Source organism: Flavobacterium johnsoniae (assembly GCF_030388325.1).
GTDB lineage: Bacteria > Bacteroidota > Bacteroidia > Flavobacteriales > Flavobacteriaceae > Flavobacterium > Flavobacterium johnsoniae_C.
In genome coordinates this window covers 3,628,710-3,654,851 of the sequence record NZ_CP103794.1, presented here as the reverse complement: position 1 = coordinate 3,654,851, position 26,142 = coordinate 3,628,710, and the positions used below count along the sequence as shown (strand labels likewise).

The window sequence follows — 26,142 nt, the reverse complement described above, 5'->3', positions numbered from 1 at the left end:
ATGACTAAAAAGTCAAAAATCAAAATAAAGCGATTTAAGAAACGATTTCTGAAATTACAACAAAATAGATTCTCATTTTTTTAAAATTCATCTAAAAAGACTTATTAAAGCCGTTTTTAATTTATAAAATTTATCAAAAATAAAAATGCAATAGTTAAAACAAATAAATACTTGTTTAGCTAATTTATACTTTATCTCATGTATGCAAAAACGTGAAATATAAAACTTGAAACAAAGATTTTGAAATGGAAAGCCTTCCAGAAAATAAAAAAATAGTTCTTTTTGACGGAGTTTGCAACCTGTGCAGTTCTGCTGTACAATTTATTATAAACCATGACAAAAAAGACATTTTCAGATTTGTTGCATTGCAATCAGATTTGGGTATTTCAATCTGTAAACATTTAGGAATCAGCTTTTCTAAAATGGACAGTATTATTTTGTATGATCCAAAAACAGCTTATTTTTATAAATCTTCAGCAGTAATTGAAATAGCTAAAAATTTTGGAGGTTTATGGAAGTTAACCCCTATTTTTAGAATTGTACCGATTTTTATAAGTGATAGGATTTATGATTATATCGCAAAAAATAGATACAATTGGTACGGCAAAAAAGAAAGCTGTATGATTCCGACACCGGAATTGAAATCTAAATTTTTGTAGAAAATTCCAATTTTTTAAATTTCAAATTCCAATTTAGCTCAATATTGTCATTTCGAGGAACGAGAAATCACACTAGAAATTCCGTATAGCAATTCTCTAATCTTTGTCGAGTCCCGAGTGTGATTTCTCGTTCCTCGAAATGACAATACTTTGTCTCAAAAAAAAATCCCAAATTCACAATAATTGGAATTTGGGATTTTTTTTATTGAAATTTATTAGAAAAATTATCTAATCAACTTTCTGTATTTCAAACGTTTCGGAGTTAAATCACCTCCAAGACGTTTCTTTTTATTTTCTTCGTAATCTGTAAAACTTCCTTCGAAGAAATAAACTTCAGAATCTCCTTCAAAAGCTAAGATGTGTGTACAAATCCTATCTAAGAACCATCTGTCGTGAGAAATAATTACGGCACAGCCAGCAAAATTTTCAAGACCTTCTTCAAGTGCACGAAGTGTATTTACATCTAAGTCATTTGTTGGTTCATCCAGTAAAAGTACGTTTCCTTCTTCTTTCAAAGTCATTGCTAAGTGTAAACGGTTACGCTCACCACCTGACAACATAGAAACTTTTTTGTTTTGCTCGCCACCACCAAAATTGAAACGTGATAAATATGCTCTAGAGTTCACTTGCTTTCCGCCCATCATAATCAATTCCTGACCATCAGCAAAGTTTTCCCAAATAGATTTATTCGGATCAATATTAGAGTGCGACTGATCTACGTAAGCGATTTTTACAGTTTCTCCAACAGAAAATTCACCGCTATCAGTAGCTTGTTCTCCCATAATCATTTTGAAAATAGTAGATTTACCAGCACCGTTTGGTCCGATAATTCCAACAATTCCGGCTTGTGGCAACGTAAAGTTCAAATTATCATACAATAATTTTTCACCAAAAGCTTTTGCAACATTTTTAGCTTCAATAACATTTGTTCCTAAACGTGGACCGTTCGGGATATAAATTTCTAGATTTTCATCTAGTTGTTTTTGATCTTCATTTAATAATTTATCGTAGTTCTGTAAACGAGCTTTTTGTTTTGTCTGACGTCCTTTTGCTCCTTGACGAACCCATTCCAACTCACGCTCTAAAGTTTTTCTACGTTTAGAAGCCACTTTTTCTTCTTGCGCTAAACGATTCGATTTTTGATCTAACCAAGAAGAATAATTCCCTTTCCATGGAATACCTTCTCCTCTATCCAACTCCAAAATCCAGCCTGCAACGTTGTCTAAGAAATAACGGTCGTGCGTTACAGCAATTACAGTTCCAGAATATTGCGCCAAGTGTTGCTCTAACCACAGAACTGACTCAGCATCAAGGTGGTTGGTTGGCTCATCTAATAACAATACATCAGGTTGTTGCAATAACAAACGGCATAAAGCTACACGACGACGCTCTCCTCCAGAAAGGTTTTTAATAGGCGTATCTCCTTCTGGAGTACGCAAAGCATCCATTGCGATTTCTAATTTTGTATCGATTTCCCAAGCTCCAAGCGCATCAATTTTATCTTGCAAAGCCGCTTGACGATCCATCAATTTATCCATTTTATCTGGATCTGAGTAATTTTCTTCAAGACCAAATAAATCATTAATTTGATTGTATTCTTCCAAAACTGCCATCGTTTCAGCAGCTCCTTCACGAACAATTTCGATAACCGTTTTTGAATCATCAAGAATTGGTTCTTGCTCCAAATAACCAACGGTATAGCCAGGTTGAAAAACCACATCACCTTGGTAATTTTTATCAACTCCTGCAATAATTTTTAAAAGAGAAGATTTTCCAGAACCGTTAAGACCTAAAATACCAATTTTAGCTCCGTAAAAGAAACTCAAATAAATATTCTTAAGTACTGGTTTGTCTGCACCCTGATAGGTTTTACTCAATTTCTGCATTGAGAAAATTACTTTCTTATCGTCTGACATTTTTATGTTATTATGTTAATTATTATAATTTTCAATTTAAATCTAAACTAAACTCTACCTTTCAATGCGTTGAATACCCATGCATTAGCAAAAAAACCAACTCCAACAGCACCAAATCCCCAACCAGAAACATCACTATATCTAAAGATTCCTAGAGCGATAAGCAACAATCCCATAAGTACCATTATAAAAGTAGCCCATCCTAAAATGGTGTTTTTATTCATTCCCATAATTGTGTAATTATATTAAGTAGTAAAATTTTTAGAAACGCAAATATCGTGAATTTTAACGGCTTAATTAAATATTTTATAAAGCATTTCTTTAAGTAAATCTGATTGTGGCAAAGCATTGGCACCCACACCTTTACTCTTTACATCAATATCTCGTAAAGCTCCAACAATCTGACTTACCTTTCTCATTGGATAATTTTTTATAGCCAAATCATATTCTTTTAGAAAAAATGGATTTACACCAAGTACAGCGGCAACGTTTTTAGGGTTTTTATCTTTTAATCCGTGGTATTTTAAAAGCTGAACAAAAAATCCGAAAACCAATCCTGTAGTCATAACCAACGGATATTCTTTAGGATTATGAGCAAAATTTTCTGCTATTTTATACGCCTTCAACTGATTACGTTCTCCAATTGCTTTTCTAAGTTCAAAAACGTTGTAATCTTTACTGAAACCAATATTTTCTTCAATATGTTCCGCCGTAATCATAGTTCCTTGCGGTAGAATAATCTGTAATTTTTCAAGTTCATTATTGATTTTACTCAAATCTGTACCTAAAAACTCTACCAACATGGCATTTGCTTTAGGATCTATCGTATACTTTTTTCCGGCTAAAACACGTTTAATCCAGTCTCCAACCTGATTTTCATATAATTTTTTACTTTCGTAAACAATACCTTTCTGTGCTAATAACTTAGTGACTTTTTTACGTTTATCCAGCGTTTTATATTTATAACAAAAAACCAAAACGGTAGTTTCCATCGGGTTATCTACATAAGATTCAATTTTATCAATTGTTCGTGATAAATCTTGTGCTTCTTTTACAATAACAACTTGACGATCAGCCATCATCGGATAACGTTTAGCTGTTGAAACTATTTCATCTACAGAAACATCTCTTCCGTACAAAACAGTCTGATTAAATCCTTTTTCTTCTTCTGCTAAAACATTTTGTTCAATATATTCAGATAATTTATCTATATAATAAGGTTCTTCACCCATTAAAAAATAAATTGGCTTTATATTTCCGGCTTTTATATCATTAACGATTTTTACAACTTCGTCCATTTAAATTTTGTTTCTAGTATCAAATTTCAAATTCAAATTTCAATTTCAATTACTTGAAACTTTATCCCGAGACTTCGGGAGAAACCTGAAACTATTTTATATTTTTGCTTTATGCAGCGATTAAATTTCCCAATCTATAGTTTTCGATTCAAAAATAGCGAAAATAAAGTGTCTATTTTTGATGAAATAAGAAAAAAATTTATAATTCTTACTCCCGAAGAATGGGTTCGTCAGCACGTTGTTCATTACCTAATTTACGAAAAAAAATATCCAAAATCGTTAATTAATGTAGAGAAAGTTTTAAAAGTCAACGGGTTAAGAAAAAGATACGATGTTGTAGTTTTTAACTCAGATGGTTCTATACATATATTGGTAGAGTGCAAAGCGCCCGAAGTTAGAATCTCTCAAGCAACTTTTGATCAAATTGCACGTTACAATATGACAATGCAGGCACGGTTTTTGAATGTCACAAACGGACTAAACCATTTTTATTGTCAAATGGATTTTGAAAACGAAAAATATGAGTTTTTGAGAAACCTGCCTGACTATAAAGAAAACCATTAACAAATAATAAAGAACTAAGTACTTTTGGATAAAATAGCTGTTGTCATTTTAAATTGGAACGGAGTAAAATTGCTCGAGCAGTTTTTACCTTCTGTTATTCAATTTTCTGAAGGTGCATCAATATATGTAGCAGATAATGCCTCTACAGATAATTCTATTGCATTCGTCGCAGAAAATTTCCCTACTGTAAAAATTGTAAAAAACTCGGGTAATTATGGCTTTGCAAAAGGCTACAATGATGCTTTACAACATATTGATGCTGAAATCTATGCATTAGTAAATTCGGATATTGAAGTAACTGAAAATTGGCTTAAACCTATTCTTGAAACTTTCGATAATGAAAAACAAACAGCCATTATCCAGCCAAAAATTCTTGATTTTAAGAACAAAGAATATTTTGAATATGCTGGAGCCGCAGGTGGTTTCATAGATAAATATGGATTTCCTTTTTGCAGAGGAAGAGTATTCGATACTGTAGAAAAAGACAATGGGCAATACAATGATAACATTGAATTGTTCTGGGCTTCAGGCGCTTGTTTCTTCATCCGTAAAAATGTTTATCATGAATTAAAAGGTTTTGACGAAAGCTTCTTTGCTCATCAAGAAGAAATTGATTTATGTTGGAGAGCTGCAAACGAAGGTCATATAATAAAGTACAATTCTCAATCTGTAGTTTATCATGTTGGAGGTGCAACTTTACAACAAGGTAATCCTAAAAAAACCTATTTGAATTTTAGAAATTCATTATTAATGCTTGTCAAAAATCTGCCAAAAAGAGGATTATTCTGGATGATTTTTTTCCGAATGGTTTTAGACGGAATTGCAGGTATCCGTTTTCTTACACAAGGGAAATTTGGACATACTTTTGCCATTTTAAAGGCACATTTTTCATTTTATTGCTTATCTTTAAAATATCTCGGAAAACGAAAAGATTTTCAAATACAGCAATACTATATGGTAAAAAGCGTCGTTTTCCTTTATTATATAAGGAAATTGACCGTATTTAAAGAAATCTTTAACAGTATTCAAAATATTAAAAACTAAATTTGTAATCAAGTCTAATTAAAATTAAATTTATGAGAAAAATAGTTATCGCACTATCAGTATTAATGGCCCTAACATCATGTGTTTCTAAAAAGAAATATGCTGAGTTGGAAGCAAAAAACAAAGAGACTCAAGATTTGTTAAACTCTTGTACTGTAAAATTAAATACGTGCTTAGAAGAAAAAGCTGGATTAGCTGCTACTGCTGAAAGCTACAAACAACATAATCAAGACTTAATCAATAGTTCTAAAGATTTAACAATCTTAACTACTAAAGGTGCTGAAAACCTTGAAAAATCTCTTGAAAGCTTGAAAGAAAAAGATTTGAAAATCTCTAGACTTCAAGACGCTTTAACTAAAAAAGACAGTGTTACTTTAGCATTAGTTACAAGCTTAAAAGGAGCAGTTGGAATCAACGATCCAGACATCGAAATCAATGTTGAAAAAGGAGTTGTATTTATCTCTATCGCTGATAAATTATTATTTAAAAGCGGAAGCTACGACGTAAGTGATAAAGCAAAATCTGTTTTAGCTAAAGTTGCTAAAGTTGTCAATGACAAACCAGATTTCGAATGTATGGTTGAAGGACACACTGATGATGTTCCTTACAAAAGCAACGGAATTATCTTAGACAACTGGGATTTAAGTGTTAAACGTTCTACTTCTATCGTTCGTGTATTAACAAACGATCTTGGTGTTAATCCAGCTAAATTAATTGCTGCTGGTAGAAGCTCTTACGTACCATTAGTTGCTAATGATTCTGCTGAAAACAAAGCTCGTAACAGAAGAACTCGTATTGTAGTTATGCCAAAAATCGATCAATTCTATGATATGATTGAAAAAGAAATGAAAAAACAAGCTAAATAATTCTTGTTTTCAAATAGCTTTAAAACAGAAAAGCAGGTCAATCGACCTGCTTTTTTTGTATTCTTAATTTCCCTTTTAATAACCAATTAAATACAAATCAAGAATGAAATTATTTTAAATTAACTAACTAAATTTTAACTATAATAAAGTTAGGCATAATTTTTAAACTGTAATACAATTAAAGTATTTTTTTACAAATATCAAATAATACACATTTCAATAATAAGATTAAAATTTACTCAATCCCATAATTCAAAGGCAACATATCTCCAACTCTCTTTTCTGAAATTTTTCCTAAAAGAAGTATGTCTTCAATATTTGAATTATTTCCATATTTATAAATATAAAAGCTATTAGTTTGAAAACTAATTTTTGATGCTTCTCTTTTGTCAAAGACAAGATTATAAGCCGCTACGGTTTTCTTTGAGCTTAAACTTGTAATTTCACTTTTACCATTAGGAATTACTTCTACCTTTGAAAAATCCGCTTCCTTAGTTATTTTAAAACATTTCGTTGGATCTTGATTATGTTCACCTTTAAACAATAAAAATTTATTTGCATCCCAATCATTATTTGCTAAATTCCTAAAAAACTGAATTTGAGACCCTTGAAATGTTCTTTCTCGTTTTTTCAAAACTTTAGGACTATTATCAATTTCCTCAAATCGACTCATACCTCCATAAAAAACCTTAAAGGCATCTATTGAATTAATACTAAATTTTTTAAAGGATACTTCAAAAATTACCAATTCATAATCAATCTTATATCCTAAAGCTGAATTTATAATTATCAAAGGTTTATCTGAATAGGCTGTAAAAAGCAAACTCTTTTTATCATATTTAAAGCGAATATCGTCTTCATTTTTAATAACAGCTGATTTGGCATTACTAGTTTTTCCTAAAAAATACTCTCTAAAAAGCTTTAATTTCTGAACTCTCGTAAACTCATTATTATTATTGACTACAACTTCTTTAAGCTCGTTCTCCGAAATCTTCAGTACAATATTTAATGGCTTCGAAGCATCTAATCCAGATAGGTACTCCGTTTGATATCCCATTGAACTAACCACTAAAATATTATTAGCATTAGGTTCATACTTAATAGAAAATTTTCCATCAGTATCTGAAACTGTTGAAATTGTTGTGCCATCATAGTAAATATTCACTCCTTCTAACGGAATATTACCTTTACCCGTAATTTTACCAATAAGATTTTGCTGCGAAAAGACAGTGACTATCGAAAACAAAAACAAAAAAGTAAATAGTTTTTTCATTAAAGTCAAAAGGTTTGATTAATTATTAGCTAATTAACCAAACCTTTTTGAATTTTCCTATAAATTTACTTGCTTTCTTACAAAATATCAATATCTCCTTTTCCTTCTCTCACGATAACTGGCTCATGTTCTGAGAGATCTATAATCGTCGAACCAACATTATCCCCATATCCTCCATCGATTACCAAATCTACCAGATTTTGCCATTTTTCAAAAATCAATTCTGGATCTGTTGTATATTCAATTACATCATCTTCATCGCGAATAGAAGTAGAAACAACAGGATTTCCCAATTGACGAACAATCTCTAAAATAATATTATTGTCTGGTACACGAATACCAACTGTCGTTTTCTTTTTAAATTCTTTTGGCAAATTATTATTACCAGGCAAAATAAAAGTGTAAGGTCCTGGTAAAGCTCTTTTCAAAATTTTGAAAGTAGATGTATCAATCTGACGCACATAATCTGATAAATTACTCAAATCGTGACAGATAAAAGAGAAATTTGCTTTCTCCAATTTTACTCCCTTTATTTTAGCAATTTTTTCTAAAGCTCTAGAATTGGTAATATCACAACCTAAACCGTAAACAGTATCTGTTGGATAAATTACCAAACCACCATTCTGAAGCACTTTTACAACTTTTGCAATTGCAGCTTCACTTGGTTTATCTGGATATATTTTTATGAATTCAGCCATTTTGTTTTTTATTTAAAGTTAGGTTTGTTTGGGTAAGAAACATTACACTTTTAAGTTTTCATGTTTCATATTTATTCTCTAAATATTGAAAGTTTTCTAACCAACAACATCTAATTTCGCAAATCTTAAAAGCAATTTCTTAATTCCACCAACTTCAAATTTAATTTCTGCCTTTTTATCTGGACCAACACCTTCTAGATTAATAACTTCTCCTTTTCCAAAACGTTCGTGCATAACAATATTTCCAACAGTCAGTTTACTATCAAATAAATTTGGTGCGCTTACCGCATTTGGATTTGTTCCTGCAACTGGTTTTAATTTTCTAATATTAAGATCCAGTTTTGGATTATTATCTGTTATATGCTTTGGTGGCGTTCCACCAACTGGTTTTGCTAATCTTAATTTAGATTTGTCAACATCACCAAAAATATCACCATCAATTGGCGATTTATAGCGGTAATTAGTTTCAGATGGCGTTAAATATTCTAGGTATTGACCTTCAATTTCTTCAATAAAACGAGAAGGTTCGCTATCTGTTAGTTTTCCCCAACGATAACGAGATTGCGCATAAGTCAAATAAGCTTGATGTTCTGCACGTGTTAAAGCCACGTAGAATAAACGACGTTCTTCTTCCAATTCACTTCTAGTACTCATACTCATGGCACTCGGAAACAAATCTTCTTCCATTCCCACTACAAAAACATGCGGAAATTCAAGTCCTTTTGCTAAGTGAATCGTCATTAAAGCGACACGATCTTCATCATTTGTATCTTTATCCAAATCTGTTGCTAAAGCTACGTCTTCCATAAATTCAGAAAGTGCGCCTCTAGCACCATCAATTTCTCTCTGACCTTCGGTAAAATCTTTAATACCATTTAAAAGCTCTTCGATATTCTGAATTTTTGCCATTCCTTCTGGAGTTGCATCTTTCTTCAATTCCTGAACTAAACCCGTTTTCTTAGCAACGTGATCTGTAATATAAAAAGCATCTTGATTCTGATCAATAACCTGAAAACTCTGAATCATAGTCACAAAATCTTTCAATTTGTTTTTAGTTCCAGCGTTTAATTTCAGATCTATTTTATCAATATTAACCATTACTTCCCAAATCGAACGTTTGTAATGATTGGCAGCAATAGTCAATTTTTCAACAGTAGTATCTCCAATTCCACGCGCTGGGTAATTAATAACACGAATCAAAGCTTCTTCATCTTTCGGATTTAAAACCAAACGCAAATAACATAAAACGTCTTTAATTTCTTTACGCTGATAAAATGACAAACCTCCATAAATTCTATACGGAATATCACGTTTTCTCAACGCATCTTCCATTGCACGCGACTGAGCATTCGTACGGTATAAAATTGCAAAAGCTCCGTTATGCAACTGATTCTGCATTTTCTGTTCAAAAATCGTACTCGCAACAAAACGTCCTTCTTCTGCATCAGTCAAACTTCTGTGGACTTTAATTTTTGGACCAAATTCATTCGCCGTCCAAACCACTTTATCCAGTTTGGTTTTGTTGTGCTCCATTACTGTATTAGCGGCTTCCACAATATTTCTAGTCGAACGATAATTCTGCTCCAAACGGAACATTACAACGCCTTCATAATCTTTCTGGAAGTTCAGAATGTTGTTGATATTCGCACCACGGAAAGCATAAATACTCTGCGCATCATCTCCAACCACACAAATATTCTGAAATTTATCTGACAAAGCCCTAACAATCAAATACTGAGAGTGATTTGTATCTTGGTACTCATCAACCAAAATATAACGGAAACGATTTTGATATTTAGCTAAAACTTCAGGAAAACGAGTCAATAATTCGTTGGTTTTCAACAACAAATCATCAAAATCCATCGCACCAGCTTTAAAACAACGCTCTACATATTGCTGATAAATTTCTCCTAATCTTGGTCTTTTCGCCATTGCATCGGCTTCAACCAATTCTGGATTATTAAAATAAGCTTTAACCGTAATCAAACTATTTTTATAACTCGAAATTCGTCCTAAAATCTGTTTAGGTTTATAAATATCACGGTCCAACTGCATTTCTTTAATAATAGAAGAAATCAATCTCGCCGAATCTTGTGAATCGTAAATAGTAAAATTGGAAGGATATCCCAAATGATCAGATTCAGCACGAAGAATACGCGCAAAAATCGAGTGAAAAGTTCCCATCCAAAGATTCTTAGCTTCAGATGCTCCCACAATATCCGAAATTCTGTGTTTCATTTCTCTTGCCGCTTTATTGGTAAAAGTCAGCGACAAAATATTAAACGCATCAATTCCCTGATGCATCAAATAAGCAATTCTAATTGTTAAAACACGAGTCTTTCCCGAACCTGCACCAGCAATAATAATCATTGGCCCGTCTTTCTTTAAAACAGGCGCTCTCTGCGCTTCGTTGAGCTGGTCAATATATTTCTGCATGTAATTTTTCTCCTTTTATGCAAAAATAAGAATTAATGATTTAAAAAGCTACTAAGATTCTGAGGTTCTATCCCGAAGTTTTTTTCTTTTTAAAGCCAAACAAAAGGCATTTTTTTCGGGCATGGTTTCCCGCTTTCGGCTTTATCTCTCCGCTCCGCTGCGAGGATACCGCCTCAATCGGGGCTAGAAAACAAACATTTTTTTTGAGATACTAAGTTACTAAGGTTCTAAGATTCTAAGTTTTTTTCTTTAGACAAAAGAGAGAAAACTCAGCAACTTAGCCTCTTAGAACCTTTATTTAAAAAACACATCATAGGCAAAACGAATCAAAGTTCCGACAACTACAACTAAAAAGAAAATTCTAATAAAACCATTTCCTTTATTAATTGCCAGTTTTGCGCCAAGCCAGCCTCCAAGTCCGTTGCTAATTGCCATCGGAATCGCAATTGTCCAGATGATTTTTCCTTTTATCATAAACAAACAAATCGAACCAAAATTTGTCGCCAGATTAACCATTTTCGCATTCGCGGAAGCGTGAAGAAAATCAAAACCCAAAAGCGCAATAAAAGCCACAACAAAAAAACTTCCTGTTCCTGGACCAATAAATCCGTCGTAAAACCCAACAATTACACTAATAACAACTGCGTAAATTATTTGAGTAGTTTCTGAATGATCTTTGGCAACATGCTGTCCGAAGTTTTTCTTTGCGTACGTGTAAATAAACAATAACGATAAAACGACTAACAAAAGCGGTTTCATAAAATCGTTACTTACAAGCGTTAAAATTGTCGATCCGAGAAAAGCAGAAGGAACTGCTAAACACATCATTATTATTAATAATTTCCACTGAATTACCACTTTCTTTAAATATTGAAAAGCAGCAAAAGCAGTTCCGCTGAAAGCTGGAATTTTAAGAGTTCCAATAACTGTCGAAACTGGAAGATTAGGCAATAAAATTAATCCCATTGGCGTCTGAATTAATCCGCCGCCGCCAACAATGGCGTCAATAAATCCGGCTGCAAATGCTGCTAAACAAAGAAAAAATATTATGTACAAATCCATTAAAAAAGATATTTCAAATACAAAAAAGCAAGTTGCAAAAGTAAGCGTTCCTTTTTGTTTATTAGTATAAATTTAAAGTGGATTTCTCCTCAAAAAGTATATTTTTGTTCAAAAAATTATTCAAATGGATTTCAATAAGATTATAGAACTTGCAAGTTATACTTTACCAGCTTTAGTTACAGGAGTTGTAGCGTATCGTTTTTTCGAATTACACATTAAAAATAATGACAGAAAACGTGCTTTTTTATTAAACAAACAAGCTCATAAAGAATCGCTCCCAGTACGTTTGCAAGCTTACGAGCGTATGACTTTATTTTTAGAACGTATCAATTTGACGAAATTACTGATTAGAGTTTCTCCAATTTCACAAAATAAACACGATTATGAAAACTTCGTAATCGATCAAATCGAACAAGAATTCGAACATAATTTGACACAACAAATTTATATGACTGATGAATGTTGGACAATTATTACAACTGCAAAAAATGCAACAATCCAAATGATACGTAAAGCTGCTATGAGCGATAAAGTGGACAATGCAGACAAACTTCGAGAAGTAATCTTAAATGATTTATTAGAAAAGCAATCTCCAAGTAATGCCGCTTTAAGCTTTATAAAAAGTGAAGTTGCTGACCTTTGGTATTAAAAATATTTTAGAATGCAGATTTAAGATTTTAGATTCAAATTCAAATCTAAAATCTTAAATCAATATTTTATTATCACTCATAACTTCCGATTTATTCTGAGCATATTCATAACCTTGTTCCCACCATTCTTTCATAACATCTTTGTTAAAAATCAAAGCGTTATCAGTCAATTTTATTGGCGTGTAATATAAGTTAAGCTTTACATTCTTATTATTTGCCATAAGTTTTCCTATAGCAATATCGTGTTTTTCGACTTGATCTAAAGCAATTCGGAACAAATCGATCATTAATGAAAACGGATTTTTACCTATCACTGTTTTCGTTGTATTTACTTCTGTTTCAAGTACAATTACATCAATTTCTGTAGCGCCTCTATTGATTGCTTCGCGTATCGGAACCAAACTTGAAAATCCGCCATCGCCGTATTCGCAATTGTTTTTTTCAACCAAACTCATAAACGGAACATAGTTACTTGATATCCAAGACCATTCGCAAAACTCTTCGTAAGTACAATCTTTTATCGATTTATATTCTGATTCGTTTGTAGTAAAATTAGTTACGGTTACAATGACATCTGTCTTTAATTTTTTAAGCTTATTAAAATCTGAAAGCAGAAAATTATTCTGAATATATTTCTTTAAACCTTTACTTTCGCCAAAAGTTCGTTTTCCTTTAAAAAATTGACGCAAAACATTAAAGTGGTTAATGGTCACAATATCTACTCCATCTTTATTTTTCACTACAAATGGACAAATATTAAAAATACTCGCCATAGTTACATTGGTATAAACAGAATGAATTTTCTTGATGTGACCGAGAGCTAAATGCGGAATCAATAAACTTCCTGTTGAAGTGCCTAAAAACAAATCGTATTCATGTTTTTTTTCTTCTATTAAATATTGGGCAACACCGCCAGCAAAAGCGCCTTTACTGCCACCACCAGAAATAACCAATGCTCTCATAAATTGTAATGTAGGTTTTGTTTTTGGATTTTTTTTTTAAGATGATTAGAGAAAAGAAGTAAGAAGTAAGAAACAAGAAGCAAGAAGAAAGATTAAATATTTAAAATTCAGGATTTAGTCTTGCTTCTTGTTTCTTTCTTCTTTAATCTCATTTCTTTCATCTTCACACGCAAATCACTCTTTCAATAAACGATCTAATTGAAATTGTTCATCGGGTGTCAAATTAGGCAAAATTCTATTAAATGAAGCACGCATTTCAGGATTTTTTAACAAAAGTCGAATTGTATCTCTTCCAAACTTTGAAAATTGCCACATATGATGCGTTGTGGCTTTTACTAAATTACTCAAAACCTGATCGTTAATAATTTTAAAAGCAATAAGTTTTTCTAACGCATTTTGTCTTGTTGTGGCTTCATATTTTGTAGATGAAAATGCTATCAATTCATTGATTAAAGATTCCGGATCATTACTGTAACCGTTTGTTGACAAAGCCAAAGAAAGCCATAAAGTACGAAGATTAAAGTCGTTAAATCCGATCCAATTTTTAGATTTATTTAAATATTCTGTTCTATGATCAGGAAAGTTTCTCCATAACCAATACAAAGCAATTTCTTGAGTCTGATATGATTTATCGTTTAATAAAGTTTCGTAATTCTGCCTAAAATCTTCTGGAATTTTAGTCATAGTTTCTGCAACATTTTGACGAACTTTCACATTATTGGTTTCTAAAGCTAAAAGCAAAAGATCTTTCTTGGCTTCATATTTTTCATTTTCCAACTGATCGACAACGGCTTGTTTAACAGACTCATAAAAATCAGATTCTAGAATATTTTTAAAAATTTCTATTTTCTCTGCCAAAGGCGTTTTTTTCAATTTGTCGATTTCTAACCGTTTCTGAATCGTTTTGTTTTTACTCAGTAAAGCATTGGCTGTCGGAGTATCAAAAGCGGTAGATTCTAGCCAGGTTTTTTGGAATTTATCCAAATCAAAATCTGAAACTTTTTTTATTTCATCAAAGAAATCCTGAGTATTTACGGTTTGGTACGCGTATTTATTCAAGTAACTTTTAATAGCTTTTTTAAACGCTTTATCGCCAATTGATTCGTGCAAAACGAATAATGTCCACGCTCCTTTTTCATAAAAAGTCAATGAACTTGCTTTTGCATTCAAAACCGGAATTGTATCTGTTCTTGAAGCAAATTTTATCTGTTGCGCTGTATCGTATAATTTTGAGTAAAAATAATCTTCGCCATAAATGTCTTTTTCCGCAAGCAAAGCAAAATAAGTCGCAAAACCTTCCTGAAGCCAATGATGCGTACTACTTTCTGCTGTTATTAAATCTCCAAACCAATGATGTGCCAATTCATGCGCATCGACATTGGTGTAATTTCTATCGCAAAATCCTATCGAATCTACAACGTAACGAGTTGCAAAAAGAGTCGATGTTGTATTTTCCATTCCAGCGTATAAAAAATCTCTAACTGGCAATTGTCGGTTAATCTGCCAAGGATATTTTACGCCAATTTCTTTTTCTAAGAAGTCAAAAATTCGTTTAGAATAACGATACGTTGGCTCAAAACGATCCGAATCTTTAGGCTCGTAATAATATTCTAATGGAATTCTAGTTTTCGACTTAAATTCTTTCTTATCAAATTTCCCAATCGCTATCATTAATAAATACGAACTCATTGGCTTTTGCATTTGATATTGCCAAAAATTTACGTTTCCGTTTGTTGTTTTTTCTTTTAGAAGTCCGTTTGAAACAACCTGATAATCTTTATCATAAGAAATTCCGAGATTGAAAATTAGTTTTTCATTCACATCATCAAAACTTGGGAACCAATTACTGGTGTATCTGCCCTGCCCTTGTGTCCAGATTTGAACTTCATTGTTTTCAATATCAACAAAATACAAGGCTTGTTTCGGTTTTGCAGTATAATTAAAAGTCAAATTATTTTGTCCTTTTTTGAAAGGAAAAACCAATTTTAATTGTTTCGCTGTATTTATAAAAACGATTTCTTTTTCGTTGAGTTTTACATTTGAAAACTCCATATTTTTTGCATCAAGCGAAATAGTATCGCAATCTTTTAAAACCTCTAATTCAAAATCAACTGTTCCTGAAATTGTTTTTTCTTTAGCATTTAATGACAATTGTCCTGAAACAGATTTAAAATCAACATATTGAGTCTGCTGTGCAAAAATGAATCCTGTGAAGAATAGAAAGATATATTTCATTGAGATTTTATTTTAAAGAATCTGTTTCCCAAGATATTGGATTATGTTTAATATAATCGTAAATCTTTTCGAACGTTTTGTAATTTCTAACAATATGATCGTGATAATTAGTTTGCCAAATCGATTCAGTTCCATTTATCTGTTTTGTTGTAATAGATTTGAAAATTGCGACAAATGAGGAAATGGAATTTGATTTTCGGGAAAATTTAAATTCAGATTTATTATCAACCGTTGTGGATATGCTGGGTGGAGACGCACTGCTGTGCGTCTCTACGATATGCGTTGTGTTAATTCCTGTTTTTTCTTCAGATTGGAACTGTAGAGGCGCACCGCAGTGCGTCTCCGCAACGTTTGTCGACAAAGATTCACTAGGTGTTTGAATTTCAATTAACAAATGAATATGATTTGGCATAATAATCCAATTATGAAAAAACCAATTTTTACGAATCTTAATAGATCTTAAAAGTTCTTTCTCAATAATCTTTCCATTTTCATTTAAAATCATCTTTTGTTCCTCAATATTTCCAAAAAGGCATTTTCTATTTTGTGTAACAATTGTAACGAAATAAACTGCCTCACTAGAATAATCCCAGTTTTTCAATCTATTTGATTCTATTTTAAATGAATCCTTAAATAATTTTGTCATTTGGCGTGTAAAATCCCAAAGTTACAAACCTTTCATCAACAAATAGAATGAAATTTGTAAGTTTACCAAATTAAAATTCTAAATTGTGTCTGTACCTCAAAAAGCCTTATTCAACTGGAGCAGCGGAAAAGATTCTGCTCTTGCTTTGTATAAAATTCTTCAAAATCCTGATTATAAAATCGAATGTTTATTAACAAGCGTAAACCAACAATATCAGCGAATTTCTATGCATGGCGTTCGTGTTGAATTATTGCAAGCACAAGCAGAAAGCATCGGAATTCCGTTAAAAATAATGGAAATTCCAGAAATGCCAACTATGGAAGTTTATGAAAATGTAATGACCGAAATGTTATCAGCTTTAAAAAATAAAGGTATAACGCATTCCGTTTTTGGTGATATTTTCTTAGAGGATTTACGCCAATATCGTGAAAGTCAATTAGCCAAAATTGATTTTAAAGGCATTTTTCCGATTTGGAAAATTCCAACAAAAGATTTAATTCAAGAATTTATTTCGTTAGGATTTAAAACGATTGTGGTTTGCGTAAACGAAAAATTTTTAGACAAAAGTTTTGTTGGCAGAATAATAGATCAAGATTTTATAAATGATTTACCAGAAAATGTTGATGTTTGCGGCGAAAATGGCGAATTTCACACTTTTGCTTTTGACGGACCTATTTTTTCAAAACCTATTGATTTTGAAATTGGCGAAATTGTTTATCGTAAATACGAAAAACCTAAAAATGATTCTTCGAACACCGCATGCGATACAAATGACGAAACAGCTTTTGATTTTGGTTTTTGGTATTGCGATTTGATCAAAAAGTAAATTAAGTAGATTCGTCAATCCACGTTTTTAGATACCATAACCCTTTTCTTTTGGTAAAAATGTAGTCTACAAAAATTCCGTTATCAGTTCCTCTTCTTTTAATAATGTAGGTATTCTTTTTCGGATTATTTTGATGCTGATAACTGCTTCCTTTATCGTTTAATTGAATCGGAATATATTCGCTTTTGATTATGATGTAATCAATTAATTCAAAATCATCATTGTTTAACTTTACAGTCAACGGAAAATTAATTCGGCTTAAATGAAAGTTTTTATCTGAAGTAAATTTCTTTAGAAAAGAATTAAAACTTTCATCGGTTGCAGCGGTTTTATTCTGGGCAACAATCGGATTAACAAATAGAAATACGCAAAAAAAAACGATTAATTTCTTCATTATTCTGAATACATTTTAAGTAAATTAGTAATTGTATTCCAATTTCGCATTGTAGCAGTTACGTTTAATTTTTTCTCAATATATTTTTGATCAAATCGAGTTTTTCCGGCTCCAACAGCATATTTAACAAAAATTCTGTTTTCGTCAATACTTGCTTCGTCTGGTTTAAACTGACTGATTTTTAAATCGTTAATATTTTCTTTTTTCAAATTAGTAGAAACAAAAGCAACGTAAAGTTTTTTGGTATCAATATCTTTCTCCTTCAAAAAAGGATTATTTGCAAAACAAGATTCCAGGTTTTCTTTAGTAACCATAACAACAGGAACTTCATGTCCGAAAACTTTAAAAATTTCCTGCTTAATCATAAAACCCACTTTCGAAGCTTCTTCTTCGCTATCAATAAAAACATTTCCAGATTGCAGATAAGTTATAACGTTTTGAAAACCAATATTTTCCAGCATTGATTTCAAAGCTTCCATTTTCATCATATTATGCCCAGAAACGTTGATTCCGCGTAAAAGTGCTAAGTGTGTAGTCATCATGTAATTATTTAAAATAAAAAAAGTATTCAATTTAGGACTGAATACTTTTTCTTATAAGCAAACTTACGTTTTTTATTTTGCTTTTTTATAAATCGGACTAAAATCGCACATTGATGCGGCATTATTTAGTTTACCATCATGAATATACAAAAGCTCAGATGTACCACCAAATCCAGTAGAACAGTTATAGATCCAATTAGTTGGAGCGCTATAAGTTAAAATAATATCAGATCTATTATCGCGAGTTGAAAATTCAAAAGTTCCTGTTACCGTTGTAGTAACACCTTTGTCTACTCTTGATCTTGTAAATGTTTTATCTGTATTAAAAATATAATATTCATACCAAATATTAGGATTGCTTTTGAATCTGGCTTCATCAAAATCTGTCCATTTCCCATAATAATCATTAATAGTTATTTTTGCTTCAATATTTTTAGAATCATCATTAGAGCAAGAAATAAGCGAAATTAGCAATACAATTAAAAGTCCAATTTTTTTCATTTTATTCTAGTTTTAAAGGTTTGTTATTATTAAGATTTAACTTCCTTAAAATGGTTGCGTTATAATTTTATAAATCAACAATAATTTAATATTCAAACTGTTGTAGAAAAACTTCTTACATTTATAAAGTAGTGTAAAAAATAATGCAAATACTATTTAATATTACTTCGATTTATCATAAATAAGCAAAGGTCCATCACAAGTTTCCCACGTGTTATATAACCTTCCAGTAGAATTAGTTATGTATAGATTTTCTATTAAATTTCCAGTACAACTTGCTATCATCTCATTTGAAGCACCGTAAAGTAAGGTGAAATGCGTCTTATCTGAGGTTTCGACTACAGAATAAAACCCTGAAATTGTAGATGTTTTATTGTCCATTATTCTTGTTTTAGAAAAGCTTCCATTAGAATTGAAAATATAGCTTTCCTCCCATTCCAGAACAATAATATAATTTGCAAAGGGACTTCTAATTCTGTCCATAACAGTTAGATTCCATTTTCCATGGTAAGCTTTAGTCGGTTTATTGTTATTATCATCATTAGAGCAAGAAGTAAGCGAAATTAGCAATAAAATTAAAAGTCCAATTTTTTTCATTTTTTCTAGTTTTAAGGGTTCGTTTATTATTAAGATTTTACTTCCTTAAAATAGTTGCGTTATTTTTTACAACTTAACAATAAGATAATATTCAAGCATTTAAAAAAACCTTCTGTTTTTCAAATTGAAATCAAAAAAACTCCGCCAAAAAAATTGACGGAGTCTTAAACAATTTGAATTAGTAAGCATTGTTTAAATAATATCTTGTCTTATTAAAAGCAAATGTGTACTGATTCTCAACAACAAACGAATTTGCTCTCTTATACTAATAAAATAACTTGCAAAGATCGTTCATTTATTAGATTTTGTTTTTTAGAAATGGTTGCGTCAAACATTAAAATTTAATTCAAAAAAAATTCAAATGCCTGAAAACTATAATTCATTTTCAAATTTCCCAATTAAAATATATCTTCGCTTTCCAATTAAATTCCAATAAAAATTCTAAAATCCCATTCCCTTTAATCTAAAATCTAAAGTCAAAAAACTAAAATTCTTCCATGTCTAATAATCTCCTAGAAACTCCAATTGAATACTTAAAAGGCGTTGGTCCGAGTCGCGGGCAATTGCTTCGTAAGGAATTGGGCATTCATAAATACGGAGATTTAGTCAATTTTTTTCCGAATCGATATATTGACAGAACACGTTATTATAAGATTAATGAATTGCAGAATACAGGTTCTGAAGTTCAGATTATTGGAAAAATAATTCATATAAAAACGGTTGAATTTGCTAAAAATAAAAAACGTCTTGTTGCTACTTTTGTAGACGATACGGGGCAAATTGATTTAAATTGGTTTCAAGGACATAAATGGATTCGAGAAAGTTTAAAACTAAATGAAACCATTGTAATATTTGGAAAATGTTCGCTTTACGGAAGCCAATTTAGCATGGCACATCCAGAAATCGAATTATTGAGTGAACATGAGAGAAGCCTTCGCTCAGCAATGCAGCCTGTATATCCGTCAACCGAAACTCTGGCGAATAAAGGCATTTCAAACCGAACCATTAATAAAATAATGGAACAGCTTTTTCTAGAAACACAAACTTTGTTTACAGAAACCTTTCCTCCTTTCTTAATCGAAGAATTAAAACTGATTCCGAGAAAAGCGGCATTATTTAATATTCATTTTCCAAAAAGCGCTGAGATTTTAGCTAAAGCGCAATTCCGATTAAAGTTTGAAGAATTGTTTTTTATTCAGCTTCAATTAATTACCAAAAACCTTATTCGAAAACACAAAATTAAAGGGCATCCTTTCACGAAAGTGGGAGAACTTTTTAATGAATTTTATAAAAATCATTTGCCATTTGATTTAACAAATGCTCAAAAAAGAGTAATCAAAGAAATTCGAACCGATATGGGAAGCAACGCCCAAATGAATCGCCTTTTACAAGGAGATGTTGGTTCTGGAAAAACGATTGTTGCTTTTATGAGTATGCTTTTAGCAATTGACAATAGTTTTCAAGCCTGTCTGATGGCACCAACTGAAATTTTGGCGAATCAGCATTTTCTTGGTTTGTCTGAATTCGCTCAAACGCTAAATATCAATATTAGAATTTTAACCGGTTCTACTAAAACTTCTGAAAGAAAAATTATTCACGAAGAATTAGAAAGCGGCGAATTGAAAATTCTAATCGGAACGCATGCATTGCTTGAAGATAAAGTGCAATTTCAGAATTTAGGTTTAGCCGTAATTGATGAACAGCACCGTTTTGGCGTAGAACAGCGCTCTAAATTGTGGAAAAAAAACGATATTCCGCCACATATTTTAGTCATGACAGCAACGCCGATTCCGAGAACGCTGGCCATGAGTTTATACGGAGATTTGGATATTTCCGTTATTGATGAATTGCCTCCAGGGAGAAAACCAATTCAGACAGTGCATCGTTTTGACACTAATAGATTGAAAGTCTGGAAATTTCTTCGTGATGAAATTGCAAAAGGCAGACAGATTTATATTGTTTATCCGTTGATTCAGGAATCTGAAAAAATGGATTACAAGGATTTAATGGACGGTTACGAAAGTATTTCTCGTGATTTTCCGCTTCCGCAATATTCTATTTCTATTTTACATGGAAAAATGAAACCAGCCGAAAAAGATTCTGAAATGAAACGTTTTTCTGAAGGTAAAACCAATATTATGGTTGCTACAACGGTAATCGAAGTTGGTGTAAATGTTCCGAACGCGAGTGTAATGATTATTGAAAGCGCCGAAAGATTTGGACTTTCGCAATTGCATCAGCTACGCGGACGCGTGGGACGTGGCGCCGAACAGAGTTATTGTATTTTAATGACAGGACATAAATTAAGTTCTGACAGTAAAACGAGAATGGAAACTATGGTTCAGACCAATGATGGTTTCGAAATTGCCGAAGTCGATCTTAAGCTTCGCGGTCCTGGCGATTTAATGGGAACGCAGCAAAGTGGTGTATTAAATCTTCAAATTGCTGATATTGTTCGCGATAGAGATATTTTATCTTTAGCTCGTAATTACGCCATGAAAATCTTAAAAGAAGATTCTGCTCTGCAAAAACCAGAACACGCTATTTTAAGAGCAATTTTTATAGAATTGACTAAGAAGAAAAATATTTGGAATTATATTTCTTAAGGTTCAAAGGGACAAAGTTACAAGTCAAACTAGTAAGCCTCTGAACCTTTGAACCTTTGTCCCTTTGCAACTTCAAAAAAAAACTTCACTGCATCAGACTCAAAACATTTGTTAAGTTTTTATTCAGGTGATTTAGATTTGTTGGGGGGCAAATTTAATGTTGAATAATTTAAGCTGACACAATGAAGTATTTCTATTTATTTTTTAGAATCACTTTTCTTTTCAAAAAAACCGCTAAACAAGCCTTTGCTTATTTTATTTTTATCGTCTTTTCCTGTAGCAATCAAATGATCGATGTATTCCATGTAAGTCTTTTTTCGTTCTTCTAGAAAACCAACAAGATATTCTTCAGAAGCTTGGATACCGCTAGTTTCTTCGATTTGTAATAATTTTTTGTAAAGCGGTTCTATAAATTTGACAATAATTTCGTTTGGAACAGATTTTCTAGTTCCAAAAAAACCTACTATTTCGCCATCGGTATCTGCAACAATTTTAAAATCGGTTACAACCCAGTAATAACGACCTGTTTTGGCCATATTTTTTATAATTACATGAATATTTTCACTCGATTTAATACTGTCCCACAGAAACTTAAAAATGACTTTTGGCATATCTGGATGTCGAACAATATTGTGTGGCTGACCAATAAGTTCAAATTCGTCATAACCAGAAACATCTATAAAGTCTTCATTGGCATATAAAATGGTTCCTTTTTTGTCGGTTTTACTAAGCAGTACTTTATTCTTATTCCAATCTACTTCTCTGTCTGAAGGCGTTGGGCGATTTATTCTGGCATCCATAAATTTTTGTATTTAGTTAATACACAATTTAATAACAAATATTTTAGTTTAATTCGATTTCTAAAACAAGAAGAATATTTCTGATTTTATGAAAAACCATTTCCAACTCATTTTCAAGCCATTCTGGTATTTCATTGTCAATCAATAAATCAAGACGATAAATATCGCTAGTAATCTGAATTAATTTTTTATATTGAAAATCAATATTTTGTACTTGAGAATTATTTCTATGACCTTTTAAAATTTCTGCAACTTCATTCGCAAATTCGGTTTCTGCTCCAATTTTATCGATTGAATTTAACGTTATGCTTTCTCTCAAAAAATCATCAATAGTTCTCTTTAAATTATGCAGTGTCGGAACTGCAGTCGGAAAATCATGCTTAAACATACAGCGTTTATAATTAGTTTTGGTTTTGGGATTTTTTTAATTTGAATTTCTGCTGTTTGTAGATTTTACATGAATATCATTGACCAAATCATCAATTTTTTTCGCACTTTCTCGCATCATTTCAAGGTAAGAAAGCAATTTATCATTGTCTGTATGTCCTTTAGAAACGTCGATGAGTTTTAAAACCGAATTAACAGGAAGCTTAAGATCTAAAGTTGTTCTGTGGATAAAATCGTTATAATCTTTTGTAGCCGACATTGAACTATATTTTGCCGAAGCTAGTTTCATATTCTCTAACTCATATTCATCTGAAATTTTAGAAATATGATTTTCACTATGTTCTTTAAAATAATAAGCCCAATAACCATTCATAAAAAAGACAACGGCTGCCAAAACTGTATGAATAATAAGGGTTTCCATATCAAAATTGACTTGCGAAAAATATACTTGAAGTCCGTTTGCATCATTATAAATGAAGTTTTGCAAATAAGCCAATCCAGCGTGATGAAGAACAACAAGTAAAGTCAGCGGAATCTGAAGTTTCCAGTTTTGATAAATAATTAAAATAGTGCTGGCAATAAATACCGTAAAGTGCATTTCGAACATTCCGTGCATTTGATAGATGTATTGCGCCATAAAAATAGCAAGCACAACAGATAGAACATACTGATAAAACTTCGAATTTTTCATGAAAAATTTAGCTGAATAATACGCCAAAAGATTTAGCGTTCCGACTCCGACACCAATTTCAAAAGTGTCGTATTTAAAAGACAAACCTATTCCGAGAAGAAAATAAACGGCAAGTACATAATTGATAATTGTGTCCGATTTTTGTGTCATGGTAGACATAAAACTGTGCAGGTAATCCTGTTCATTCAAACTAGCTTTTGGTTTCATAGATTTAAGTTTTTGGGTTTTGGATAGATTTATTTAGTGCATTTTGGTAACGAACATCCGTAGGCTTTAAGAGCCAAAGCATTAAAGGTGGGGCTTACTTTTTTTCTTAATAAAGAATCAATTGCCATTTGGGCATAATTACTTTTAGAATCTGTACAATATCTGGTTTTATTATAGTTTCCACGATAATATAAATTATGAGATGGATCGAGTAAAACTGCCTGAGGCGTTGAGAAAACACCACATTTTTCAGCAATGGCTTCGTCAAAATAAACAGGGATTTTAGCGTCAAACTTTTCCTGAATTTCAGCGATAGTAAAATTCTTTTGTTTATTTAAAACCACAATTTTAAAATTGATCTGATCTCCATATTTTTTAATCAAATCACTAACATGAGGAACATTAAAACGTGAACAAGGACAATCTGGATTGAAGAAATGTATAAAAACAGGTTTGTTATCAAATGCACAACATGCTCCTAATTCTACTTTAGAACCCATTGCTATTGCATGATAATTTTTCGGAATTGGTGTTGGAAGGCTATATTTAAATTCGTTTTTCCAAAACAAATACCCAATTGCAAGAATTAATAATGTAAACCATAAACTTAAAAGTAATGTTTTTTTCATAAATTATTTTTTAATTATTCAAACAGTAAACATTTGTTAACATTATAAATCAACAAATTCATCAAAAATTCTAAAAAACAATTTCCATTCTTACATTTTAACATAAATATGTATTCAAAATACCTGTATTTATGCTAAAACCAATCATTTTGTTTAACATATCAATGTTACAAATAAAATCGATAAAGTGCAAAAAAAATCAGACAAAATGCATTAAAATTATTTTTAGATAGAAAATCTCTGACTTAAGTAAGCATATAAAGCCCAGATTCAAAGCTGAATAAATTATCTTACAAACTTCAATTCAAATAAAAAAATTAACCATTAATTAAACCTTTTACTCTACTTGTAGTCTAAATGCAAACCTTTGTACATACAAATGTTAAATAAAAGCCAAGAGCCTTTGATTTCACAACAAAAAGTTAAATTTGTAAGCTTACTAAAAACAAAAACCTAAAATCTATATTCACCTCAATTTTATGAAGCTAAAACACCTCATTTACACCCTTTTAATTATTGCAATTGGTGGTTTTATCAGTTACAGAATTATATCAAACAAGAGTAAAAACGACGACTCTAAAAAATTTAATGATAAAGATTCTCCAACAACTGTTAACGGAATCGTAATAAAAACTGCCACTTTTGACAATAATTTATCACTTACGGGATCTATTGAAGCAAACGAACAAATAGAAATTCATAGTGAGGTTTCTGGAATTGTTGAAGGAATATTTTTTAACGAAGGAACTTTTGTAAACAAAGGACAAGTGCTTTTTAAAGTAAATGATATTGAACTAAAAGCGCAATTGAGACAAGCTGTAACCAAAGAAGGTTTAGCAGCAGAAAACGAAAGAAGAGCAAAATTACTTTTACAAAAAGAAGCAATTAGCCAAGAAGAAGCTGATATTGCAAGAGCGGATCATGCTTCGGCACAAGCTCAAAGTCAATTAATTAGAGCACAAATTTCTAAAACATCTGTTAGAGCTCCTTTTTCAGGAAAAATTGGTTTACGTTCTATTTCACCTGGAACTTATATTACACCAACTGTTTTAGTAGCAAAATTGGTAAATACGGGTAAACTAAAAATCACATTTTCGATTCCTGAAAAATATGCATCTCAAGTAAAATCTGGTTCTGTAATTGATTTTACAGTTTCTGGATCTGATAAAACGTATTCAGCAAAAATTTATGCAATAGAACCAGAAGTTGCTGTAGCTACACGTACGCTTCAAATTCGTGCTATTGCTGATAACACAGACGGAAAACTTTTCCCTGGAACTTTCGCAGACATTAAATTACCTTTAAATATTATTAAAGATGCTATTGTTGTACCTTCTCAGGCTATCATTCCTATCCAAGACGGAAAAAAAGTCTTTGTTGCAAACAATGGAAAAGCAAAAGAAGTGATGGTTGACGCTACAACTAGAACCGATTCTTCTATTTTGATTTTAGCAGGATTAAAAGCTGGAGACACTTTAATTACAAGTGGTGTGATGTCATTAAAAAATGAAGCGCCAATTAAAGTAAAAGTAAAAGTAAAATAGTTAAGTCGAAAGTTAAAAGTCGAAAGACTTGAATATAGATTAAAGACAACAGTAGGATTTAGCGATAAATCTGATCCCGAGACTTCGGGACTAAAGTCAACAATCTAAA

The 26,142-nt window shown here is 31.5% G+C and carries 26 protein-coding genes; 8 read left to right on the top strand and 18 right to left on the bottom strand.

Features of this window, described 5'->3' with window-relative positions:
* Nucleotides 1-245 precede the first annotated feature (245 nt).
* Nucleotides 246-659, top strand: coding sequence for a thiol-disulfide oxidoreductase DCC family protein (locus tag NYQ10_RS15955; protein WP_289877233.1), 414 nt, complete (start codon nt 246-248; stop codon nt 657-659).
* Between the two features lie 224 nt (nt 660-883).
* Here the strand turns inward: NYQ10_RS15955 and ettA are convergent, their stop codons facing one another.
* The 3 genes from ettA to holA all read right to left on the bottom strand — a co-directional run bounded on the left by ettA (nt 884) and on the right by holA (nt 3,873).
* Nucleotides 884-2,575 (bottom strand): energy-dependent translational throttle protein EttA, encoded by a 1,692-nt coding sequence (gene ettA, locus NYQ10_RS15950; RefSeq protein ID WP_289877232.1) that lies wholly within the window; start codon nt 2,573-2,575, stop codon nt 884-886.
* 47 nt (nt 2,576-2,622) lie between these two features.
* Nucleotides 2,623-2,805, bottom strand: a complete 183-nt coding sequence (locus NYQ10_RS15945) for a CAL67264 family membrane protein (protein ID WP_184165917.1) — start codon at nt 2,803-2,805, stop codon at nt 2,623-2,625.
* Between the two features lie 63 nt (nt 2,806-2,868).
* A complete protein-coding gene (gene holA, locus NYQ10_RS15940) occupies nt 2,869-3,873 on the bottom strand; it encodes a DNA polymerase III subunit delta (protein WP_184165914.1) in 1,005 nt (334 codons plus the stop codon).
* Between the two features lie 111 nt (nt 3,874-3,984).
* Between holA and NYQ10_RS15935 the strand changes: the two genes are divergently transcribed.
* From NYQ10_RS15935 to NYQ10_RS15925, 3 genes are read left to right on the top strand one after another with little or no spacing between them, the layout of a single operon-like run.
* On the top strand, nt 3,985-4,437 hold the full coding sequence (locus tag NYQ10_RS15935) for a type I restriction enzyme HsdR N-terminal domain-containing protein (protein ID WP_289877231.1): 453 nt from the start codon (nt 3,985-3,987) through the stop codon (nt 4,435-4,437).
* A 24-nt stretch (nt 4,438-4,461) separates the two neighbouring features.
* Nucleotides 4,462-5,481: a glycosyltransferase family 2 protein gene (locus NYQ10_RS15930; protein ID WP_289877230.1), complete on the top strand. Its 1,020-nt coding sequence runs from the start codon at nt 4,462-4,464 to the stop codon at nt 5,479-5,481.
* A 32-nt stretch (nt 5,482-5,513) separates the two neighbouring features.
* A complete protein-coding gene (locus tag NYQ10_RS15925) occupies nt 5,514-6,347 on the top strand; it encodes an OmpA/MotB family protein (RefSeq protein WP_111424856.1) in 834 nt (277 codons plus the stop codon).
* A 235-nt stretch (nt 6,348-6,582) separates the two neighbouring features.
* Here the strand turns inward: NYQ10_RS15925 and NYQ10_RS15920 are convergent, their stop codons facing one another.
* The 4 genes from NYQ10_RS15920 to NYQ10_RS15905 all read right to left on the bottom strand — a co-directional run bounded on the left by NYQ10_RS15920 (nt 6,583) and on the right by NYQ10_RS15905 (nt 11,816).
* A complete protein-coding gene (locus NYQ10_RS15920) occupies nt 6,583-7,620 on the bottom strand; it encodes a carboxypeptidase-like regulatory domain-containing protein (protein ID WP_289877229.1) in 1,038 nt (345 codons plus the stop codon).
* A 77-nt stretch (nt 7,621-7,697) separates the two neighbouring features.
* A complete protein-coding gene (locus NYQ10_RS15915) occupies nt 7,698-8,318 on the bottom strand; it encodes an L-threonylcarbamoyladenylate synthase (RefSeq protein WP_127340013.1) in 621 nt (206 codons plus the stop codon).
* 96 nt (nt 8,319-8,414) lie between these two features.
* Nucleotides 8,415-10,754, bottom strand: a complete 2,340-nt coding sequence (locus NYQ10_RS15910; protein ID WP_289877228.1) for an ATP-dependent helicase — start codon at nt 10,752-10,754, stop codon at nt 8,415-8,417.
* A gap of 294 nt (nt 10,755-11,048) precedes the next feature.
* A complete protein-coding gene (locus NYQ10_RS15905; protein WP_289877227.1) occupies nt 11,049-11,816 on the bottom strand; it encodes a sulfite exporter TauE/SafE family protein in 768 nt (255 codons plus the stop codon).
* A gap of 124 nt (nt 11,817-11,940) precedes the next feature.
* Here NYQ10_RS15905 and NYQ10_RS15900 point away from each other — a divergent pair, with 124 nt between their 5' ends.
* Entirely contained in the window at nt 11,941-12,465 is a 525-nt protein-coding gene (locus NYQ10_RS15900; protein WP_289877226.1) for a hypothetical protein, read from the top strand.
* A 54-nt stretch (nt 12,466-12,519) separates the two neighbouring features.
* On the opposite strand, the gene NYQ10_RS15895 is transcribed toward NYQ10_RS15900, so the two are convergent.
* The 3 genes from NYQ10_RS15895 to NYQ10_RS15885 form a co-directional block, all read right to left on the bottom strand.
* Nucleotides 12,520-13,428 carry a patatin-like phospholipase family protein gene (locus tag NYQ10_RS15895; protein ID WP_276173669.1) on the bottom strand — a complete coding sequence of 303 codons (909 nt, stop codon included), beginning with the start codon at nt 13,426-13,428 and terminating at the stop codon, nt 12,520-12,522.
* A 174-nt stretch (nt 13,429-13,602) separates the two neighbouring features.
* Nucleotides 13,603-15,663, bottom strand: a complete 2,061-nt coding sequence (locus tag NYQ10_RS15890; RefSeq protein WP_289877225.1) for a M1 family metallopeptidase — start codon at nt 15,661-15,663, stop codon at nt 13,603-13,605.
* Between the two features lie 7 nt (nt 15,664-15,670).
* Nucleotides 15,671-16,309 carry a transposase gene (locus tag NYQ10_RS15885; RefSeq protein ID WP_289877224.1) on the bottom strand — a complete coding sequence of 213 codons (639 nt, stop codon included), beginning with the start codon at nt 16,307-16,309 and terminating at the stop codon, nt 15,671-15,673.
* 85 nt (nt 16,310-16,394) lie between these two features.
* Here NYQ10_RS15885 and NYQ10_RS15880 point away from each other — a divergent pair, with 85 nt between their 5' ends.
* Nucleotides 16,395-17,135 carry a diphthine--ammonia ligase gene (locus tag NYQ10_RS15880; RefSeq protein WP_289877223.1) on the top strand — a complete coding sequence of 247 codons (741 nt, stop codon included), beginning with the start codon at nt 16,395-16,397 and terminating at the stop codon, nt 17,133-17,135.
* A 1-nt stretch (nt 17,136) separates the two neighbouring features.
* On the opposite strand, the gene NYQ10_RS15875 is transcribed toward NYQ10_RS15880, so the two are convergent.
* The 4 genes from NYQ10_RS15875 to NYQ10_RS15860 all read right to left on the bottom strand — a co-directional run bounded on the left by NYQ10_RS15875 (nt 17,137) and on the right by NYQ10_RS15860 (nt 19,169).
* A complete protein-coding gene (locus tag NYQ10_RS15875) occupies nt 17,137-17,529 on the bottom strand; it encodes a hypothetical protein (RefSeq protein WP_289877222.1) in 393 nt (130 codons plus the stop codon).
* Nucleotides 17,529-18,068 carry a DUF1697 domain-containing protein gene (locus tag NYQ10_RS15870; protein WP_289877221.1) on the bottom strand — a complete coding sequence of 180 codons (540 nt, stop codon included), beginning with the start codon at nt 18,066-18,068 and terminating at the stop codon, nt 17,529-17,531. Before NYQ10_RS15870 ends, NYQ10_RS15875 begins: the two co-directional genes overlap by 1 nt.
* Before the next feature lie 75 nt (nt 18,069-18,143).
* A complete protein-coding gene (locus tag NYQ10_RS15865) occupies nt 18,144-18,572 on the bottom strand; it encodes a hypothetical protein (RefSeq protein WP_289877220.1) in 429 nt (142 codons plus the stop codon).
* Nucleotides 18,573-18,734: 162 nt separating this feature from the next.
* Nucleotides 18,735-19,169, bottom strand: coding sequence for a hypothetical protein (locus NYQ10_RS15860; protein ID WP_289877219.1), 435 nt, complete (start codon nt 19,167-19,169; stop codon nt 18,735-18,737).
* Between the two features lie 497 nt (nt 19,170-19,666).
* Between NYQ10_RS15860 and recG the strand changes: the two genes are divergently transcribed.
* Complete coding sequence (gene recG / locus NYQ10_RS15855; protein WP_289877218.1) at nt 19,667-21,775, top strand: ATP-dependent DNA helicase RecG; 2,109 nt, start codon at nt 19,667-19,669, stop codon at nt 21,773-21,775.
* 197 nt (nt 21,776-21,972) lie between these two features.
* Here the strand turns inward: recG and NYQ10_RS15850 are convergent, their stop codons facing one another.
* The 4 genes from NYQ10_RS15850 to NYQ10_RS15835 are packed head-to-tail and all read right to left on the bottom strand — an operon-like array spanning nt 21,973 to nt 24,489.
* Nucleotides 21,973-22,575, bottom strand: a complete 603-nt coding sequence (locus tag NYQ10_RS15850; protein ID WP_289877217.1) for a PAS domain-containing protein — start codon at nt 22,573-22,575, stop codon at nt 21,973-21,975.
* A gap of 43 nt (nt 22,576-22,618) precedes the next feature.
* Complete coding sequence (locus tag NYQ10_RS15845) at nt 22,619-22,963, bottom strand: hypothetical protein (RefSeq protein ID WP_289877216.1); 345 nt, start codon at nt 22,961-22,963, stop codon at nt 22,619-22,621.
* A 36-nt stretch (nt 22,964-22,999) separates the two neighbouring features.
* On the bottom strand, nt 23,000-23,860 hold the full coding sequence (locus tag NYQ10_RS15840; RefSeq protein ID WP_289877215.1) for a hypothetical protein: 861 nt from the start codon (nt 23,858-23,860) through the stop codon (nt 23,000-23,002).
* Between the two features lie 29 nt (nt 23,861-23,889).
* Complete coding sequence (locus NYQ10_RS15835; RefSeq protein ID WP_289877214.1) at nt 23,890-24,489, bottom strand: peroxiredoxin family protein; 600 nt, start codon at nt 24,487-24,489, stop codon at nt 23,890-23,892.
* Between the two features lie 479 nt (nt 24,490-24,968).
* Between NYQ10_RS15835 and NYQ10_RS15830 the strand changes: the two genes are divergently transcribed.
* The gene (locus tag NYQ10_RS15830) at nt 24,969-26,033 is read left to right on the top strand and encodes an efflux RND transporter periplasmic adaptor subunit (RefSeq protein WP_289877213.1); all 1,065 of its coding nucleotides are present in this window, start codon (nt 24,969-24,971) and stop codon (nt 26,031-26,033) included.
* Nucleotides 26,034-26,142: the final 109 nt, after the last annotated feature.

Excerpts from the sequence above, each read along its gene's own strand:
- NYQ10_RS15955 (WP_289877233.1), top strand. The coding sequence starts at position 246 with ATGGAAAGCCTTCCAGAAAATAAAAAAATAGTTCTTTTTGACGGAGTT.
- ettA (WP_289877232.1), bottom strand. The coding sequence starts at position 2,575 with ATGTCAGACGATAAGAAAGTAATTTTCTCAATGCAGAAATTGAGTAAA.
- NYQ10_RS15945 (WP_184165917.1), bottom strand. The coding sequence starts at position 2,805 with ATGGGAATGAATAAAAACACCATTTTAGGATGGGCTACTTTTATAATG.
- holA (WP_184165914.1), bottom strand. The coding sequence starts at position 3,873 with ATGGACGAAGTTGTAAAAATCGTTAATGATATAAAAGCCGGAAATATA.
- NYQ10_RS15935 (WP_289877231.1), top strand. The coding sequence starts at position 3,985 with ATGCAGCGATTAAATTTCCCAATCTATAGTTTTCGATTCAAAAATAGC.
- NYQ10_RS15925 (WP_111424856.1), top strand. The coding sequence starts at position 5,514 with ATGAGAAAAATAGTTATCGCACTATCAGTATTAATGGCCCTAACATCA.
- NYQ10_RS15920 (WP_289877229.1), bottom strand. The coding sequence starts at position 7,620 with ATGAAAAAACTATTTACTTTTTTGTTTTTGTTTTCGATAGTCACTGTC.
- NYQ10_RS15915 (WP_127340013.1), bottom strand. The coding sequence starts at position 8,318 with ATGGCTGAATTCATAAAAATATATCCAGATAAACCAAGTGAAGCTGCA.
- NYQ10_RS15910 (WP_289877228.1), bottom strand. The coding sequence starts at position 10,754 with ATGCAGAAATATATTGACCAGCTCAACGAAGCGCAGAGAGCGCCTGTT.
- NYQ10_RS15905 (WP_289877227.1), bottom strand. The coding sequence starts at position 11,816 with ATGGATTTGTACATAATATTTTTTCTTTGTTTAGCAGCATTTGCAGCC.
- NYQ10_RS15900 (WP_289877226.1), top strand. The coding sequence starts at position 11,941 with ATGGATTTCAATAAGATTATAGAACTTGCAAGTTATACTTTACCAGCT.
- NYQ10_RS15895 (WP_276173669.1), bottom strand. The coding sequence starts at position 13,428 with ATGAGAGCATTGGTTATTTCTGGTGGTGGCAGTAAAGGCGCTTTTGCT.
- NYQ10_RS15890 (WP_289877225.1), bottom strand. The coding sequence starts at position 15,663 with ATGAAATATATCTTTCTATTCTTCACAGGATTCATTTTTGCACAGCAG.
- NYQ10_RS15885 (WP_289877224.1), bottom strand. The coding sequence starts at position 16,309 with ATGACAAAATTATTTAAGGATTCATTTAAAATAGAATCAAATAGATTG.
- NYQ10_RS15875 (WP_289877222.1), bottom strand. The coding sequence starts at position 17,529 with ATGAAGAAATTAATCGTTTTTTTTTGCGTATTTCTATTTGTTAATCCG.
- NYQ10_RS15870 (WP_289877221.1), bottom strand. The coding sequence starts at position 18,068 with ATGACTACACACTTAGCACTTTTACGCGGAATCAACGTTTCTGGGCAT.
- NYQ10_RS15865 (WP_289877220.1), bottom strand. The coding sequence starts at position 18,572 with ATGAAAAAAATTGGACTTTTAATTGTATTGCTAATTTCGCTTATTTCT.
- NYQ10_RS15860 (WP_289877219.1), bottom strand. The coding sequence starts at position 19,169 with ATGAAAAAAATTGGACTTTTAATTTTATTGCTAATTTCGCTTACTTCT.
- recG (WP_289877218.1), top strand. The coding sequence starts at position 19,667 with ATGTCTAATAATCTCCTAGAAACTCCAATTGAATACTTAAAAGGCGTT.
- NYQ10_RS15850 (WP_289877217.1), bottom strand. The coding sequence starts at position 22,575 with ATGGATGCCAGAATAAATCGCCCAACGCCTTCAGACAGAGAAGTAGAT.
- NYQ10_RS15845 (WP_289877216.1), bottom strand. The coding sequence starts at position 22,963 with ATGTTTAAGCATGATTTTCCGACTGCAGTTCCGACACTGCATAATTTA.
- NYQ10_RS15840 (WP_289877215.1), bottom strand. The coding sequence starts at position 23,860 with ATGAAACCAAAAGCTAGTTTGAATGAACAGGATTACCTGCACAGTTTT.
- NYQ10_RS15835 (WP_289877214.1), bottom strand. The coding sequence starts at position 24,489 with ATGAAAAAAACATTACTTTTAAGTTTATGGTTTACATTATTAATTCTT.
- NYQ10_RS15830 (WP_289877213.1), top strand. The coding sequence starts at position 24,969 with ATGAAGCTAAAACACCTCATTTACACCCTTTTAATTATTGCAATTGGT.